A 16,427-nucleotide genomic window follows, 5' to 3' on the forward strand; every position below is an offset into this window, starting at 1 on the left:
TTCCAGAGAATGCTCACCGACAGCCACGCTCACCTGGATTTCCCCGAGTTCGAAGGGCAAATCGACGCCGTTCTTGAACGGGCGGCCCAGGCGGGTGTGACGCGAATCGTCACCATCGGCACCACGCTCGAAAGCAGCCGCAAAGCGCTCGAAATCGCGGAAAAGCACCCGCAAATCTACGCCGCCGTCGGCATCCACCCCGGCTCCGCCCACGAAACCGACCCGGCCGATCTCGCCGGTTTGCGGGAAGTGGCAGCCCACCCCAAAGTAGTCGCCATCGGCGAAACAGGGCTCGATTACTACCGGCTGCCGGAAACGGGCGTCGCGGAAATCAAGGCCGCCCAGGCCCGCTTCTTCACGGCCCACCTCGAACTGGCCGCCGAGCGGGGCCTCAACGTCTGCATCCACCAGCGGGGCGAATGTTTTCAGGAAACCCTCGCCTTGATGGAACCCTTCGCGGGGAAATTCCGGGCCGTCTTCCACTGCTTTGGCGGTTCGCCCGCCGACGCCCGGCGCCTCGTCGCCCTGGGGCACCTCATCTCGTTCACCGGGATTGTGACTTTTAAAAACGGCCACCTTATGCAATCTTGCGCTGCTTCCATTCCCAGCGGGAGCTATATGGTCGAAACAGACAGCCCCTACCTCGCGCCGGTTCCCTTCCGGGGAAAACCGTGCGAACCAGCTTTCACCCGCCAAACCGCCGAGAAAATCGCCGACCTGCGCGGAGAGCCCCTCGAACGGGTCGCCGCCGACACCGAAGCGGCCGCCAGCGCCTTCTTCCGCTTCGCCTCGTAGTCTATGGCCTCCCCCAAACCGTTTGTATTCCACGACCCGGCGGGCAAACGTTGGTCGCGGTTGCGCCTTTCCGGGATCTTCGCCGCCCTGGTCATCCTGACAGCGCTCACCGGGTTCACCCAGTCGCTTTTCGTCAAGCCGCAGCTGCGCCTGCCACAGCAAGTCCGGCAGATCAAGGGACAGCTGCGTGCCATCGCCCAGCAGGCCGACCTCGCCCAGCCGAAGGTGATGGACTGGCAGAAATTCACCAAAACCAACCTCTCCAACAACCCCTACGGCCCTGGCCGCGCCGCCGCCCAGCGCCAAGCCGCCGTGGCCCCCCGGCCCAAGGGTTCGCAAGGCATCCGGGCCGCCTACTATTGCGACTGGGACCCCGAAAGCCTCCGCTCCCTCACCGAGCACGGCTCGCAGATCACCCACCTTTTCGCCGAGTGGGGCACCATGCTCGACGGCGAGGGCAACGCCTATTTCCAGGACATCAGCAAGGTCCAGCGCGCGGCCGCCGGGCAGAACGTCACGCTGGTGCCCATCCTGACCAACCTCAACGGCCGCCAGTGGGTTCCCGAGGCGGTCGAGGGCCTCGCCAACGGCCCCGCCGAGCGCCGGGCCAACTTCGTCATCAAGCTGCTTTCCGCCATCCAGGAAGCCAAGGCGGGCGGCATCATGCTCGACTGGCAACAGGTGGACCCCGCCAACCGGGCCAACCTGACGATGCTCGTCGAACAGATCGCCCACGCGCTCCACGCCGTCGGCAAGGAGCTCTGGCTCCAGGTACCGATGAGCGAGGAGATCAACAACTTTGACCTGGGCCGCCTCACCGGCACCGTCGATCACTTCGTGGCGAGCCTCTGCGACGAAACCTCTGATGATGAGCCCGCCGGGCCCATCGCCTCGCAGGACTGGTTCGAAGGCTGGCTCAAAGTCATCGACGACTACGACTGCTCCGACCTCTGGGTGGCCACTCTCGGCTCCTACGGCTACGACTGGACCGAGGGCAAACGGCGCGGCGAGGAAATCTCCTTCCGCGACGCCATGAGCCGCGCCAGCTACGCCGGGGTAAGCACCGTGGAGACCGGCACCGTCAGCTTCAACCCCACCTTCAGCTACCAGGAGCCGGGCGGCAACCACACCGTCTGCTTCCTGGACGCCATCACCTTTTTAAACGAGCTCCGGGCGGTCAAAAAAATGGACCTCTCCGGCGTCGCCATTCAGCGCCTGGGCGAGGAGGACCCGCAAATCTGGGACGTCCTCAACTGGAAAGACCCAGACGCCCCCGCCCCCGCGGCCCTTGAGGCGCTGGGAAAAATGCACACCTCGGATTGCGTCACCAACGTGGGCCAGGGCGAAGTCATCACCGTGGACGACACGCGCGACGACGGCGTGCGGGTCATCAAGAAGATCAACGAGCGCTACGCCGCCACCTACACGGCGGATTTTCCCACCTACCCGACCGTTTTCCACGAAGGCGCGGGCGACGAGCACGCCATCACGCTGAGCTTCGATGACGGGCCCGACCCGAAGTGGACACCGAAGATCCTCGACATCCTCAAAGCGCACAACATCAAGGCGCTCTTTTTCATCCTCGGGGTGCAGGCGGAGGCTAATCCCGGGCTGGTCCAACGGATCGTCGCCGAGGGGCACGAGATCGGCAGCCATACCTACACGCACCCGAACGTCGCCGAAATTTCCAAAAAACAACTGGAGCTGGAGCTCAACGCCACGCAGTTCCTCCTCCAGAGCATCACCGGGCACAGCACCATCCTCTTCCGCCCGCCCTACAACGCCGACTCCAGCCCGAGCCGCCTCAAGGAAATCCTCCCGCTCAAGCAAGTGCAGGACGAGCTTGGCTACCTGATGGTCATGGAGGGCATCGACACCGTGGACTGGTCCAAGCCGGGCGTCAACGCCATCGTCGAACACGTCAAGGAGGAGCGGGACCTGGGCAACATCATCCTGCTCCACGACGCGGGGGGCAACCGCGCCCAGACCGTCGAAGCCCTGCCGAAGATCATCGATTACCTCCAGGAGCGCGGCGACCGCATCGTCCCGCTTTCCGAACTGCTCCATATCCCGAAAGACGAGCTGATGCCGCCGCTCAATAAAACCCAGCAGCCCTATGCGCGCATGGTCACGGGGGTCGGCTTTGCTATCTGGCACCGCATTTTGCAGGGCCTCTGGGCCTTCATGATCACAGCCACCGGGCTCGTCGTCGTGCGCGGGCTCATCGTCGCCGCGCTGGCCGCTTTTCATCACCGCCGCAACAAGGTGGCCGCTCCCGCTTTCACCCCGCCCATCAGCGTCATCATCGCCGCCTACAACGAGGCCAAGGTGATCGCCAGCACGGTCGAATCGGTGCTCAATACGGATTACGCGGGAGCCATGGAGGTCGTCATCGTGGACGACGGATCGAGCGACGAAACCGCCGCCATTCTGGAGGGCCTTGCCCAGGCCGAGCCGCGCATCCGCTTCCGCAGCCAGCCCAACGGAGGCAAATCGCAGGCGCTCCATACGGCGCTGAGCATGGCGCGAAGCGAAATCCTCGTTTTCCTGGACGCCGACACCCGTTTTGAGCCCCGGACCATCGGCGAACTGGTCACCCCGCTGGCCGATCCGAAGGTCGGCGCGGTCTCTGGCCACGCCAAGGTGGGTAACCTGAGGCGCTTCATCGCCCGCTGCCAGAGCCTGGAGTACACCTGCGGCTTTAACTTGGATCGCCGCGCCTACGCCGTCTGGGACTGCATCACCGTAGCCCCCGGGGCCGTGAGCGCGCTGCGCCGCGCCGCGCTGGACGAGGCGGGCGGCTTCAGCCTCGACACCCTGGCCGAAGACACCGACCTCACACTCTGCCTCCACCGCTTCGGATACAAGGTCGCCTATGCCCACAACGCCGTGGCCTGGACGGAAGCGCCCGAGACCCTCCGCAGCCTGGCTAAGCAGCGCTTCCGCTGGGCGTTTGGTACCCTTCAGTGCCTTTGGAAGCACGCTGACCTTCTCTTCAACCCCGAGTTCAAGGCCCTGGGGTGGTTCGCCATCCCGAGCGTCTGGTTCTGCCAGATCCTGCTCGTGGCCATCACGCCGCTGATCGACGTGCTGCTCATTTTCTCCATCCTGGCGGGCGACGCCGCGGCCATGGCGGTCTTTTTCGCCGCCTTCCTGGCCATGGACATGCTGCTGGCCGTCATCGCGTGCGCTATGGACGACGAGCCGATCCGCAAATCGTGGCTGATCATCCCGATGCGATTCATCTACCGGCCACTCCTGAGCTGGGTGGTCTGGCTCTCGATCTTAAAAGCGTGCAAGGGCGCCTGGGTCACCTGGGGTAAGCTCGAACGCACCGCCAGCGTGGAGGTCAAAATCAGATGAGGACGTTCGGTTTTCACACGAAGGGCATTTTTCACTTGATGAGGACCCCTGTGTTGGCCCTTTCTCTGGGGCTTTCCCTGGCGCTCTCCGGGTGCAAGCCCTCCTCCGCACCCGAACCCAAGGACGAGGGGCCCCTCACCGTGGCCGTGCCGGAAAAAGGGGCCTACACGGGGGCTTATATCGACTTCGGCGACAACGAAGACGAGGTGACGCTCGAAGGCATCGAGGCCTTCGAAAAGCTCGTGGGCAAACACCAGGCGATCATCGCTTCCTCCAGCTACTGGGGTGAACAGAGCTTCCCATCGGCCAATCTGAACATCATCCGCCGCCACAACTGCGTTCCGTTGGTTTTCTGGTCGCCGTGGGACAAACCCTACGAGCAGGAGCGCGGCCCGGATCGCTTTTCGCTCACCTCGATCATCGAAGGCCAGTGGGACGCCTACATCGACAAGTGGGGCGACGCGGCGCGCGATTACGGGCACCCGATTTTTGTTTCCTTCGCCAACGAAATGAACGGCACCTGGTTCCCGTGGTCCGGCTTCTTCTACGGAGGCGGCACCAAGATCCCTGGCACCCCGTCGCCCTACATCCAGCCGGGCAAAAAATTCCCCGAGGGGCTCCCAGGGCCGTTCCAGGGACCCGAGACCTTCAAGAAAGCCTACCGCCACGTCGTCGACCGGGTGCGCGCACGCGGAGCCCACAACGTGCTCTGGGTCTTCCACACCGTCAACTACTCCACGCCCCAGGATACCTGGAACATGATCGGCCAGTACTACCCCGGGCCCGACTACGTGGACTGGCTCGGCTACAGCGTCTACGGAATGCAGTTCACCGACGAGGATTGGTGCGGCTTCGGACCCCTCATCAGCTGGCCCTACATGGAGATCTGCGCGCTCGATCCGACGAAACCGGTCATGCTGGCCGAATGGGGCGTAGGCGAGTTTCCGCAGTTCGGCAACAAAGCCTGCTTCGTCAAAGACGCCCTGGGAACCATCGAGGCCCAGTACCCGCGCATCAAAGCCGCCGTCTTCTGGCACGAACGCTGGCAGAACCCCAACGGCGAATACTCCAACCTGCGGGCCAACTCCTCCCCGGAATCGCTTGCCGCCTACCGCCAGGGCGTCGCCAATCCGTTCTGGCTCGACCGCCCCATCCTGGTTCCCGCTTCCCCGGCTCGGGGAACCAAGTAGTTGGCATCAGGCGGCTTTCGGGTTGAACTTCGCCGCGAGTTCGTCCGTAATAGCTACTCCAGATGGACCAGACCACCACACCCATTTCCTCGCACCAGCCCATCGGCGTGTTTGATTCCGGCATCGGCGGCCTCACCGTCGTCGCCGAGCTCCGCCGCCGCCTGCCGCACGAGGCCATCTTCTACATCGGCGACACGGCGCGCGTCCCCTACGGCAATAAAAGCCAGGCCACCATCGAGCGCTACTCCGTCGAGATCAGCGAACTGCTCCTCACCCGGGGGGCGAAGATGATCGTCGTGGCGTGCAACACCGCCTCCTCTCAGGCGCTCCCGCAGTTGGAGCACCTCCTGCCGGTGCCCGTCACGGGCGTGATCCTGCCGGGAGCCAAGGCCGCCGTGGCCCGGACAAAGAACGGCCACATCGGCGTCATCGGCACGCGGGCCACCGTCCGGAGCGGCGCCTACGAGAAAGCCATCCACGCGCTCGCCCCGGAAGTCCGCGTCACGAGCAAGGCGTGCCCCATGCTGGTGCCAACCATCGAGGAGGGCTGGCTCCAGAGCAGCATCACTGACGCGATTATCGCCGAATACCTGGGTGACCTGACGGAAAGCGGCATCGACACCCTCGTCCTGGGCTGCACGCATTACCCGCTGTTGAAAAAGGCGCTCGCGCGCTACCTCGGCCCCGACATCCGGCTGGTCGATTCTGGAGAAAACTGCGCCATCGCCGTGGGCGAACTGCTGGAAACGCACCGCCTGAGCGCCCCTAAGGAGGCTCAAGGCTCGCTCCAGGTGGCCCTCACCGATCCGGCCGACGTTTTCCTCACCGTGGCTGAAGAGGCCCTCGGCCTGAGCGTCGGGGAGATTCACACCGCCCAGGTGCAGAAGTAGCAAAGGGCGGCTTACCCAGGCCAGATCAGCTTGGCGGTGTCAAAGCCGCTGGCGCGCGCCTGTTCCAAAAGGCGGTCTCTGACCTCGGGGTCGATTTGCGGCTCCCGGGCGAGAATCCACAGGTAGGAGTAGCTCGGCCCCGCCACCATGGCATACCGGTAGTGCTCCTGGTCCAACGCAATAATATGGTAGGCTCCCCAGAAGGGTCCAAAAAACGAGACCTTTAAACTGCCCCGGTCTGGCGAACCGCAAAACCGGGCGATGCCCCGCGATTGCTTCCAGCAGCCTTTTCCCGGATCGAAGCCGCGATTAAGGACCTCCAGCGAACCATCGAGCCGGAGCGAATATTCCGCCGTGGCCTGGGTGAGGCCGCGTTCGAACCAATGATCCATCCGGGCGATTTCGTACCATTTGCCCAGGTAGCGAGCGGGCTCGAAGCCGTGCACTGCCGAAAGCCCTTCCGGCATGGAAACTTCTCCCCGCAAGATCCGCAGAAGGCCGAGCATGCCACAATCTCGCACCGAATCCCCATCTTGGCGACCTGAATACGAGAGCGTCTTATGACGGCCCGGCTCCCCCCACTACTCCCCCAGCAAATCGGGCCGGTTCTTACGGGTTTTTTCGAGCGCCATGTTGTGCCGCCACTTGGCGATCTCGGCATGGTGGCCGCTAAGGAGGATATCCGGCACCTTCCAGCCCCGGAACTCCAGCGGGCGCGTGTACTGCGGAAACTCCAGGAGCCCGTCAGAAAAAGAATCCTCCGCGGCCGAGGCTTCGTCGCCCAGGACGCCGGGAATCAGCCGCACAATGGCGTCGGTAACGACCACGGCGGCAATGGCCCCATTGGTCAACACGTAGTCGCCGATGGAAAGCTCGTCGTCCACCAGTTGGTCGATCACTCGCTGATCAATCCCCTCGTAATGCCCGCACAGGAGGATGAGGTGCTGGTTACGGCAGGCGTATTCCTGCGCGATCTGCTGCTTGAAAGGCCGCCCGGCGGGGGTCATCAGGATGACGCGGCTCTCCGGAGTTTTGAGCGCCTCCACGGCGGCAAAAACCGGCTCGCACTTCATCACCATCCCCTGGCCGCCGCCATAGGGGGCGTCGTCCGTGGTCAGGTGCTTGCTGGTGGCCCAGTTGCGAATGTTGTGGACGTGCAGCGAGGCGAGCCCCTTCTCCTGGGCTCGTTTCATCATGCTTTCGGCCAGTGCGCCTTCGCAAAGTCCGGGGAACAGGGTCAAAATATCAATACGCACCCGCCCAACATACCAAAGCAGGGCCGCGCCGCAATGGCCGGATCATTTTTGCCCTACAAATGCCGGAAGGTTGAGTTCCCCGAGGCCTTACGCTCCAGGATCACCGCCTCCAGGGCCCCCCGCGACAATTCGTCCTTGCGGCAGGCGGCGATGGCTTCGGCATCCGGAAGGTCCGCCCCGTCCTCATCGGAAAGCGCGATTTTTCCCACCGTCCAGGCCTCGACAGCCAGTTCGAGCGCCTCGGACTGCCCCAGATCGGCGCTGGCCCGGTCGTGAAGGAAGCGCTCCATGGCATGCGCAGAGCTTTCCCGGCCCGAGATCACGGCAAAGGGCTCCGGGCGGTCGCCAATGGCGCTGCTGTTAACCTTAAAGGCCCCGTCGTAATCGAGCTGAAGCAGTAAATCCGGCTCATCATGGTGGCCAAGCTCCACAAAGAGGAGCCGGGCCAGGAAAGGAGAGCCGTAGATCTGCTCAAAGGCGGTTTTCAGCGCGGGGCTCAGCGAATAGGCCGCCATGCGACGCAGCGAGACGTCGCAGGCCGAGCGGTTAAACCCCTCGGCACTGGCCACCTCGATGGCGCTCATGCGCAGCCGCTCGATGTCGCCCGGGTGGCCGATCGCCCCCAGGGCAATGCGGTCGTAGATTTCGAAGAGCTTCTTCTGGCCGTAGCTGACGGTCACCATAAGCACCCCGTCGGCGCAAATCAGAGCCACAATCGGGCTCCCGGCGGCAAGCTGCTCGTGAATGTATTCGCGGCGGTTCTGGATCGCCTCGACCCAACGGTACGGTTCTTCGGTCATTCGGTTTCGGTGGTTAAGAGCACGGCGTTCTTTGGCAGCGACTGGAGGTCGCGTTGATAGGCTTTCGCCAGGACGGCTTCGGGCACGGTGGTAATGCCGCCTTCGTTGACGATCTTAATGATCGGGTAAACCTGCGCATGGCGATCCACCCCGCCGGTGGCCGTGTCGTTCTGCGCGGCGGTGTCGAGTGCGCGCAGCGCCAGCAGGAGGGCCTCCTCCTCGTTCATCTTGGGCAGCGGGCGCGGCCCATAGGCGTTGGCGTATTGCAACACTGCCCGGACGGACGGCGAACCGGACCCCGAGGCGGCAAAGTCGGCCACCTCAAAGCGGGCTCCCATCACATCGTAGAAGTAGAGGCGCGGCGTCGCGGCCTGGATATCGTAGGAGGCAAAGAGCGGCACCACCACCCCCACCCCCTGCATGGCAAAGCCGAGATTATCGCGCAGCAGCTTGGAGAGCGCCCGCACCTTCCCTTCGTGGCTCAGCTCCTGGAGCTGGCTGCGGCGGTAGAACTGGAACGTGTGCTCCAGCATCCGGGCCATTTCCCAGGCCGTGGCCGGAACCCCGGCAATGGCCATGAGTGAGTATTGGTCGATCTCCAACACCTTGTCAGCGCGGTCGTAGACCACGAGATTCCCGGCCGTGGCCCGGCGGTCGCCCGCCACGAGCACGCCGCCGCAGAATTTAAAGGCCAGGATTGTCGTTGCCTGGGTGACCGGTACGCCGCCGATCGTCGCGGCAGCCGAGGCCGCCGAGGCGTTCATTGCGGGAATCGGCGGCGGCTCCTGCAGCACACCATGGCGCCGCAGCACCTCCGCGAAATCCGGCATCCGGGCAAAGGTTTCCTCCGCTTGGGGGTGAAATGTATTCATTGGCCAGTGCGTTGGCGGTAGCGTTTGGATTGGTCGGGGTCCACCCGGCGCATCCGTTTGAGCAAATCCCGGGTATCGGGCCGTGACACATCCGGCGAGTGGGGTCCACCGCCGTCTCCCTGTTTCGGGCCCCAGGGTGTAGGGGCCAATGGTTGTTGAGTCCTCTCTGGCATATCTTTTGTTCTCGTTGAAAACTCTCCGCAGAGCTTGCCTTCACCGTGCAGCCATGAGAAAGGTAGAGCCATGCATCGTTGGTTTCGTTTCTGCGCTTTGATCGCGCTTATGGCTTTTACCCAACGCCCGGCTGCCCAGGCAGAGGACCAAGTCCCCCTCTCTAAACACCAGCTTCGGCCCACCCCCGCGCAGGTGGTTCAGCACGGGTTTGAAGAGCAGAATAAACGCCTCGACCAGATCGCGGCTCAGCTCACCGCATTGGCCGATACCCAGAAGCAGATTGTAGATACGCAAGCCAAACAGCTTGAGGCACTTACACAAAAGACTGAGCTCCAGGCAAAGCAGATTGAGACCCTGAACGACCAGCTCAATCGCCTCAATACCGCCCTCCTCGCCCGGCCCTCCGCCGCGCCCGTTCCCGATACCGCCAGCCACCTTTCTGGCCCCTCCGTACAGACCTCCGCCCCCACCACCGCGGCGGGCGACTCCAGCGTCCCTGCAATCGCGAGAGCCGAGCCGGTTCATAGCGACGCGCCCAACGCCGCCGGGCAGCTCACACATGTGGTCAAACGGGGAGAAACCCTGACGACCATCGCCCGGGCGCATAGTACGAGCGTCTCGGAGTTACTCAGCGTCAACAAGATCGAGGATGAACGGAAATTGCAGGTCGGGCAGACGCTGATCCTCCCCAAGGGTGCCACGCCGCAAGCAGCCCCTTCCGCTTCAACTTCCCCCACCCCCCAAAACAACCCTTAACCCCCCAAAAAAAAGAACATGGAAGACATTGCCAAATGGTACCTCATGAAAAAGGACGGCGACGACGTGTTTGGACCGATGCCGTTTTCGCAGCTTCATCAATGGGCCGTAGACGCCTTCATCTCGCCGCTGGACAAAGTCTCCAGCGACGGAACCACCTGGGTTAAGGCGCCCATGATCCCCGAGCTGCACATGGACTACCTGGTGGGCGTTGAGCCGGGGTCCTTCTACGGGCCGACCACCATTGGCGCCATCCGCGAGTTCTACAACAGCGGCGAAATCTCCCTGGATACCACTTTAACCAACTGCCAGACCGGCGAAGCCCGGACGCTCAAGGAATTCACCCAAGTCTTCCAGCCGCCGGAAATCCCCTCCCCCGCCACCATCCGCGTCAGCGCCCGCGACAGCCTGCAAGCCCGCGTCAGGGAACTGGAGGAAGCCCTCGTCCACGAACGTTTTCTTCGCAACACCGCTGAGGAGCTAAGGGCCAAGGCCGAAGCCCGCACGGCCGAGCTGGAGGACATCCTCGGCATTGGCAAAAACAGCGAGGATGCCTGAAGCCCACTAGCGCGCCGCCCTCAAAGGAAAGCGCCACCCCCAGCCATCCCCGAACCTTCTTTATGATGTTTTTTCGTCGTTCTATCGTGATTCTCCTGGCAAGCGCCAGCCTGGCCATGGCCACCGGCACCGCCCCGCTGACGCCCAAGGAGCTAGCCTCCGTAATGCAGGTGGAGGAAATCTCCATCCCGACCCCTGCCGAGCTGATGGCCGCCCTCAACAAGGTCGCCAAGCCGAACTGGCAATCGCGCTATCGAACGCCGATCCCGACGAGCTTCTCCAGCCGGGCGCAGATCGCGCTCAACCTGGGCGGCCTGGTCGCCGACGGCTACATCGCCATCGAGGCCGAAGACGCCCAGCAGGTCAAAAACACCGGCAAAGACATCATCGCCCTGGCCAAGAACCTGGCCGTGAGCGAAAGCGTCATCGCCCGGGGCAACAGCATCTTTGATTTCGCCGAGCGCAACGAGTGGAACACCCTCAAAGAGGAGCTCGAAGCCACACAGAACGAGGTCAAGCTCTCCCTCCAGCAACAGCACGACGCCGGGCTGGTCAGCCTCGTCAGCATCGGAGCGTGGATTCGCGGGACCGAGATCGTCAGCGGCTGGATCGCCGACAACTACACCCCGGCGGCCGCCAAGCTGCTGCGCCAGCCGGAAATCATCGCCCTGATGCGCTCCAAGCTCGAAGGCCTGCCGCAAAAAGCCAAGGACGACCCGGTCGTCGCCGAGCTCGCCGAAGGGCTGCCCCAGCTCCAGGCGCTCGTCTCTTTTTCCAGCGACAAAACGCCTTCCCTCAACGATGTTAAAGAGATAAAAGAGGCGTCCAGCCAGCTCATGAAACGGATTTCCACCAAGCCCACCACGAAGGAGAAAAAGCCATGAGAAGCACCTTGGCACTCCTCTTTATGCTGACCCTGGCAGTGGCCAAGGCCGACCCCGCCAAAACCGACCCCGCCGGGCCCTCCGACATCGAGGTCAAGGCCCGCTCCAGCGCGCTCGAAGTCGCCGGAGCCTTCTCCAACGAGGGCTTTAAAACGCGCGACAGCCACATCTTCCTGCCGGTTTCCCGCAAGGAACCCAAGTTTGTCCAGGTCAACCTCTACAGCGGCAACCAGTATTGGTTCATCGCCGCCGGAGCGGGCCCGGCCCGGAAGATCGCGGTCACGGTTTTCGACGAAAAAGGAAAGCCGGTGCCGACTGAATTCTACGAAAACGAAGCACAAGCGGCCGCGGGCTTTTCGCCCCAGGCCAGCGGTCCGTACATCCTCCGCATCCAGGAGCTTGAAGGCGACCCGGCCACCGTTTGTCTGCTCTATAGCTATAAATAATCAGGCGCCCTACAAAGCCCAAAGATACTTGAAGAGAGAGAGGGGAATCCATGGAATCCGCAACCAAGACTACTGAAAAAATCTCTGGCCCCAGAGTAAAACAATTCTCCATCTTTCTGCCCAATAAAGTGGGCATTCTGGCGGAGATTGTGAAGCTCCTGAAAGACCGGAGCATCGACGTGCTGGCACTGGCCATCCAGGACTCGGCTGACTGTGCCATCGTGCGCATTATCGTCAGCGATCCCGAGCAGGCGCAGGAGCTTTTCGAACTGCACGACGTCCCGTTTTCCGTCAGCAACGTCCTGGTGGTGGAACTGCGCGAGGGGGCCAGCGAGCTCTCGAAGCTTCTCTCCGCGCTACTCATGGCCGAGGTCAACATCCACGGCAGCTACGGCCTGCTGCCCCGCCCCCGCGGCAACACAGCAATGGCGCTGCACGTGGAGGACAACGACTGCGCCGTGGCCGTGCTCACAAGCCACAGCTTCAGAATCTTGAGCCAGCTCGATATTTCCCGGTAATATTACCGGCAATACCCTCCGCGGAACACCGGCAAAAAAATACGGGGATGGCTCGCGCCATCCCCGCCGCGTCTCCAATCTACCCATTCACCTGCAAATACGGCAGGACCCGATATTATTCGGGCCCCACGGCCAGGGCCGTTCGAAGTTATTGCTCTCGGGGTTGTAGCAGCGGTCGTCAGTCGGACGCACCGAGACGAACACCAGCTTGGTCCGCGGCGCGCAGGGGTTGTTTTCCACCCTGATCTCCCCCACCGGCGGCAGCGCCGGGCAGGCCGCGTCGCGTTTGATTACCGTAGTCATCGTGCTTGCGCAAGCCGGCCTGCAAACCTCCTTGGCCTCCAAAACCGGCGCGGGCGCGACACACTCCCGGGTCATCACACATTCTCTTACCGGCGGAGTGCATTCACAGCCCGAAACCAATGCCACCACCGCCCCCAGTCCACAAAATCCCAGTGTTTTCATAATTGGCGAATCCCCTATTTAACCGGCGTTCGGGCTTTCGGGAAAAAGCGGCCGGGAAAAGATTGCCGGGGGGCGGCTAAGAACGCCCCGTGCCCCAGCGGCGGTGGAGGAAACGCTCGGCGGGGGAGAAGAAAATTTTGTCAGCCAGGAGCCCGATGACCACGATGGCAAACATAATGCCGATGACCTGGTCCATCGCGTTGAGCTCGCGGCCGAAGTGGAGCAGCTGCCCCAGGCCAAAGCCGGTCAGGATCGTTACAAAAATCTCCGCCGCCATCAGCGAGCGCCAGGCGAAGGCCCAGCCCTGCTTCATCCCGCTGACGATGAACGGGAGCGAGGCCGGGAGAATCACACGCGTCCAGGTGTAGAACTGCTTGGCCCCCATGGTACGCGCCGCCCGGGCGTAGATCGGGGGCACGTTGCGCACGCCATTGTCAGTGGAAATGATGACCGACCAGAGCGTCCCCATGACCACCACGAAGAGCATGGCCCCCTCCGTCTGGCCAAACCAAAGCATCGCCAGCGGCACCCAGCAGACGCTCGGCAGCGTTTGCAACCCCAGGGCCAGGACGCCCACGGTGTCCTCGGCCAGTTGGAAGCGGGCCGTCAGCAGCCCGATGGGGATCCCCAGCACCGCGCCGATCAAGTAGCCGACAAGCAGCCGCCGCAGGGTAATCAGCGTCGCCTCGGCCAGGGTGCCGTCGGCCGCCGCGCCCTTAAGGTATTCCCACACCGATGCGGGGTCCGGCAGCAGCACAACGGACCAATGCTTGGAGAGTACCACCAGGTGCCACGCCAAAATCAAGAGGGCGAAAAAGATGAGGGAGGAAAGCACGCGTTTCATTTATTCGGCTCCGTATTCGGCTCCGGGCGTTTCGGCGGTGTAGCCGCGCAAGGCTCGCGTGATGCGGCTTGAGTGACTAGCCAGCTCCACGGAATTGATGTCGCGCGGATGCGGCAGGTCGATATGAAATTCCTCACGGATGCGGCCCGGGTGCGGCGAAAAGAGAACGACCCGGTCGCCCAGGCAGACGGCCTCGCGCACGTTGTGGGTGACAAAAACGATGGTCTTTTTGCGCTGAGCCCAGATGCGCTGAATATCGCCGTAGAGCTGCTCGCGCGTGAGGGCGTCGAGCGCGGCAAAGGGCTCGTCCATCAAGAGCACGCGCGGGTTGGGCGCCAGCGAACGGGCCAGCGCGGCCCGCTGTTTCATGCCGCCGGAGAGCTCGTGGATGTTCGAATGTGCGAACTCGTCGAGGCCAACGAGCTTCAGGTAATACTGGGCGACCTCGCGGCGATCGGAGGGCGTCAGGTTCGGCTTGAGCTTGAGGCCAAAGAGGACGTTGCCCATGACGTCGAGCCACGGGAAGAGGGCGCTTTCCTGGAACATCACCATGCGGTCCCGGCCCGGCCCCGTGACCTCCTTGCCGTCCATGAGCGTGCGGCCCTCGGTCGGTTTTTCGAGACCCGCGATGATATTGAGCAGGGTTGATTTACCGCAACCGCTCGGCCCCACCAGGCAAACAAAATCCCCCTCGTTGACCTGGAGCGAAATTTGATCCAGCGCGCGAACCACCTTGCCTCGCGCCGTGAAGTCCTTGCTCACGCCTTCGATAAGGAGCTTGGCCGGTACGCTGCGGAGTTCGTCTTGAAGCGACATGGGGAAGTTGATCCAATCACACTAACTACCAGCTAAGGCGTCACCACGAGCCCTTTCAAGTCGGGGACTTTTTTCAGAAATCCGGCGCTCTGGGCGTTGGCAACATAGGTGTTCAAGCTGGTCATGGAGACATCGTTGGTCAGCTCGATGCGTTTCCACGACGAGGCGACCAGCTCGGGCGCGATCCTGGAACGGGTCTCGGCGTAAAGCTCCTCGACGGCCATCGCCTGCGCCTCCTCGGGGTGGTCTTTGATCCACTGCGTCAGCTCCCGGTGCGCGGCGGTGATCTTGCGCAAGAGATCGCGCTTTTCGTTCAAGAACTTGACGCTCGAAACCAGGACCGTCGTGACGGCGTCCTTTTCCTCCAGGAATACCTTCCCCCCGGCATCTCTTTCCAGCCGCGAGACCCACGGCTCCACGGTCCAGGCGGCATCGATCTTTTTCTGAACGAAGAGGGACAGCTGGTCGGGGTTCGGCGTCGGGATCACCTGGGCGTCGCCGCCGAGCTGGGTGATTTTCAGCCCCTGGGCGGTGAGCCAGGCGCGGCAGGCCACGTCCTGCGTATTGCCTAACTGCGGCGTGGCGATCCGTTTTCCCCGGAAGTCGGCCCCCGTGGCGATGCCGAGGCCGGGCTGGACGACGAGCGCCGCCCCGCCGTTGGCTGCTCCAGAGACGATCCGCACCTCTGCGCCGTTGGACTTGGCGTAGGCGTTGATGGCCGGGCTCGGTCCGACGTAGGTGATGTCAATGCTGTTGGCGAATACCGCCTCCATGGCGCTCGGGCCCGCGTTGTAAATATACCACTCCACCTTCACCCCGGCGCGTTCCTCAAACCACCCCTTCCCCTGCCGGGAAAGGTGCTGGGCGACGAGCGCCTGGACGTGGGTGATGTTGGGAAAATGGCCAAAGCGCACGACGGGTTGCTGCGCCCGCGCGACCCCGCAGAGGCCCCACGCGAGGCAAATAAGGAGGCTCGCCCGCAGGAGGAAAGGTGCGAATTTGCAGAGGTTGAATTTCTCCGGTTTCATAGGCCATGTCTTTTGCGAATCGGCTTCCGGCGCGTTTTGACCCGCACGGGTTTGGCCGTTTTCTTGGTTGGAACGGTACGGGCGGCGGACGGCTTCCGAGGGGTCCGCCTCATTAACATTTTGACAAAGGGAACCGCGATTTTGTTGCGTCTGATCTTCCGCAAAGTGCGCCGGACGGTGTCGCCGACGGTGGTCTGGTCGACGATGTCGGAAACGGCCCGGTCCACCTGGCAAAAAAGGGCGTGGATCCCGCAAACGGAAGGTTCAGGGTAGCGGCAGGCGGCGTTTTCTCCGCAATCGGCGCAGGCGGTATCCAGCGATTCGCCGTCCAGCAGGCGGATCACTTCGCCGAAGTGAATTTCAGAAGCCGGGAGGGCGAGCTGATAGCCGCCGAGGGTGCCGCGCTTGCTCTCGATCACCCCGGCGTGGCGAAGCTGGATAAAAATCTGCTCCAGGAAGCGGACCGGCAGGTTTTCCTCCTGCGCCAGGTCGCCGATCTGCACCAGCGGACGGCCCAGGGCCTGGGCTATTCCCAAATCGACCAACGCCCGCAACGCGTAGTGGCATCGTTTGGAGACCTTCATGGAGAGAGCTTTCTACCAAACGTGAGGTTAGCCGGAGCGATTTGCTGAATCAACCTTCTATTTATCCGGCGTGGGGGCGGGCGCTTCCGGCGTTTCCGGCACGCTGGTGGCCGGGGTGGCCGGGGATGCGGCGGGCTCGGGCGTCGCCGAGGCTTCCGGGGCAGCGGGGGCCGTGGGGACAGTGGGGG

At 63.1% G+C, this 16,427-nt stretch carries 18 protein-coding genes; 9 read left to right on the forward strand and 9 right to left on the reverse strand.

Features of this window, described 5'->3' with window-relative positions:
- The first annotated feature begins 9 nt into the window (after positions 1-9).
- The 4 genes from B2828_RS05650 to murI all read left to right on the forward strand — a co-directional run bounded on the left by B2828_RS05650 (position 10) and on the right by murI (position 6,238).
- Positions 10-795 carry a TatD family hydrolase gene (locus B2828_RS05650; protein WP_479632723.1) on the forward strand — a complete coding sequence of 262 codons (786 nt, stop codon included), beginning with the start codon at positions 10-12 and terminating at the stop codon, positions 793-795.
- 3 nt (positions 796-798) lie between these two features.
- Positions 799-4,158, forward strand: a complete 3,360-nt coding sequence (locus B2828_RS05655; RefSeq protein WP_479632724.1) for a trifunctional glycoside hydrolase family 18/polysaccharide deacetylase/glycosyltransferase family 2 protein — start codon at positions 799-801, stop codon at positions 4,156-4,158.
- Positions 4,159-4,208: 50 nt separating this feature from the next.
- A complete protein-coding gene (locus B2828_RS05660) occupies positions 4,209-5,348 on the forward strand; it encodes a glycoside hydrolase family 26 protein (RefSeq protein ID WP_479632725.1) in 1,140 nt (379 codons plus the stop codon).
- A 62-nt stretch (positions 5,349-5,410) separates the two neighbouring features.
- Positions 5,411-6,238, forward strand: coding sequence for a glutamate racemase (gene murI, locus B2828_RS05665; RefSeq protein WP_479632726.1), 828 nt, complete (start codon positions 5,411-5,413; stop codon positions 6,236-6,238).
- Between the two features lie 11 nt (positions 6,239-6,249).
- On the opposite strand, the gene B2828_RS05670 is transcribed toward murI, so the two are convergent.
- From B2828_RS05670 to B2828_RS05690, 5 genes are all read right to left on the reverse strand, one after another.
- The gene (locus B2828_RS05670) at positions 6,250-6,705 is read right to left on the reverse strand and encodes a lipocalin family protein (protein ID WP_479632727.1); all 456 of its coding nucleotides are present in this window, start codon (positions 6,703-6,705) and stop codon (positions 6,250-6,252) included.
- 114 nt (positions 6,706-6,819) lie between these two features.
- The gene (trmD, locus tag B2828_RS05675; RefSeq protein ID WP_479632728.1) at positions 6,820-7,494 is read right to left on the reverse strand and encodes a tRNA (guanosine(37)-N1)-methyltransferase TrmD; all 675 of its coding nucleotides are present in this window, start codon (positions 7,492-7,494) and stop codon (positions 6,820-6,822) included.
- A gap of 53 nt (positions 7,495-7,547) precedes the next feature.
- Complete coding sequence (locus tag B2828_RS05680; RefSeq protein ID WP_479632729.1) at positions 7,548-8,294, reverse strand: proteasome subunit alpha; 747 nt, start codon at positions 8,292-8,294, stop codon at positions 7,548-7,550.
- Positions 8,291-9,166: a proteasome subunit alpha gene (locus tag B2828_RS05685; RefSeq protein WP_479632730.1), complete on the reverse strand. Its 876-nt coding sequence runs from the start codon at positions 9,164-9,166 to the stop codon at positions 8,291-8,293. The genes B2828_RS05680 and B2828_RS05685 overlap by 4 nt, the downstream gene beginning before the upstream one ends.
- The gene (locus B2828_RS05690; protein WP_479632731.1) at positions 9,163-9,411 is read right to left on the reverse strand and encodes a ubiquitin-like protein UBact; all 249 of its coding nucleotides are present in this window, start codon (positions 9,409-9,411) and stop codon (positions 9,163-9,165) included. The genes B2828_RS05685 and B2828_RS05690 overlap by 4 nt, the downstream gene beginning before the upstream one ends.
- Here B2828_RS05690 and B2828_RS05695 point away from each other — a divergent pair.
- The 5 genes from B2828_RS05695 to B2828_RS05715 all read left to right on the forward strand — a co-directional run bounded on the left by B2828_RS05695 (position 9,410) and on the right by B2828_RS05715 (position 12,502).
- Positions 9,410-10,096 carry a LysM peptidoglycan-binding domain-containing protein gene (locus B2828_RS05695; protein WP_479632732.1) on the forward strand — a complete coding sequence of 229 codons (687 nt, stop codon included), beginning with the start codon at positions 9,410-9,412 and terminating at the stop codon, positions 10,094-10,096. The two genes, B2828_RS05690 and B2828_RS05695, sit on opposite strands and share 2 nt — an antisense overlap.
- A gap of 18 nt (positions 10,097-10,114) precedes the next feature.
- Complete coding sequence (locus tag B2828_RS05700) at positions 10,115-10,654, forward strand: hypothetical protein (protein WP_479632733.1); 540 nt, start codon at positions 10,115-10,117, stop codon at positions 10,652-10,654.
- An 86-nt stretch (positions 10,655-10,740) separates the two neighbouring features.
- Positions 10,741-11,538 (forward strand): hypothetical protein, encoded by a 798-nt coding sequence (locus tag B2828_RS05705; RefSeq protein WP_479632734.1) that lies wholly within the window; start codon positions 10,741-10,743, stop codon positions 11,536-11,538.
- Positions 11,535-11,984 (forward strand): hypothetical protein, encoded by a 450-nt coding sequence (locus B2828_RS05710; RefSeq protein WP_479632735.1) that lies wholly within the window; start codon positions 11,535-11,537, stop codon positions 11,982-11,984. The genes B2828_RS05705 and B2828_RS05710 overlap by 4 nt, the downstream gene beginning before the upstream one ends.
- 50 nt (positions 11,985-12,034) lie before the next feature.
- Positions 12,035-12,502, forward strand: a complete 468-nt coding sequence (locus B2828_RS05715; protein ID WP_479632736.1) for an acetolactate synthase — start codon at positions 12,035-12,037, stop codon at positions 12,500-12,502.
- Positions 12,503-13,043: 541 nt separating this feature from the next.
- Here B2828_RS05715 and B2828_RS05720 read toward each other — a convergent pair.
- Genes B2828_RS05720 through B2828_RS05735 form a run of 4 tightly spaced genes read right to left on the reverse strand, consistent with a single transcriptional unit; the run spans position 13,044 to position 16,239 of the window.
- Positions 13,044-13,811, reverse strand: coding sequence for an ABC transporter permease (locus B2828_RS05720; RefSeq protein ID WP_479632737.1), 768 nt, complete (start codon positions 13,809-13,811; stop codon positions 13,044-13,046).
- A complete protein-coding gene (locus B2828_RS05725) occupies positions 13,812-14,627 on the reverse strand; it encodes an ABC transporter ATP-binding protein (RefSeq protein ID WP_479632738.1) in 816 nt (271 codons plus the stop codon). It lies immediately after the preceding gene.
- A 32-nt stretch (positions 14,628-14,659) separates the two neighbouring features.
- Positions 14,660-15,655 (reverse strand): ABC transporter substrate-binding protein, encoded by a 996-nt coding sequence (locus B2828_RS05730; protein WP_479632739.1) that lies wholly within the window; start codon positions 15,653-15,655, stop codon positions 14,660-14,662.
- On the reverse strand, positions 15,652-16,239 hold the full coding sequence (locus B2828_RS05735; protein ID WP_479632740.1) for an RrF2 family transcriptional regulator: 588 nt from the start codon (positions 16,237-16,239) through the stop codon (positions 15,652-15,654). The genes B2828_RS05730 and B2828_RS05735 overlap by 4 nt, the downstream gene beginning before the upstream one ends.
- Between the last annotated feature and the right edge of the window lie 188 nt (positions 16,240-16,427).

Source organism: Spartobacteria bacterium UBA695, from assembly GCA_002298145.1.
Lineage (GTDB): Bacteria > Verrucomicrobiota > Verrucomicrobiia > Chthoniobacterales > Chthoniobacteraceae > UBA695.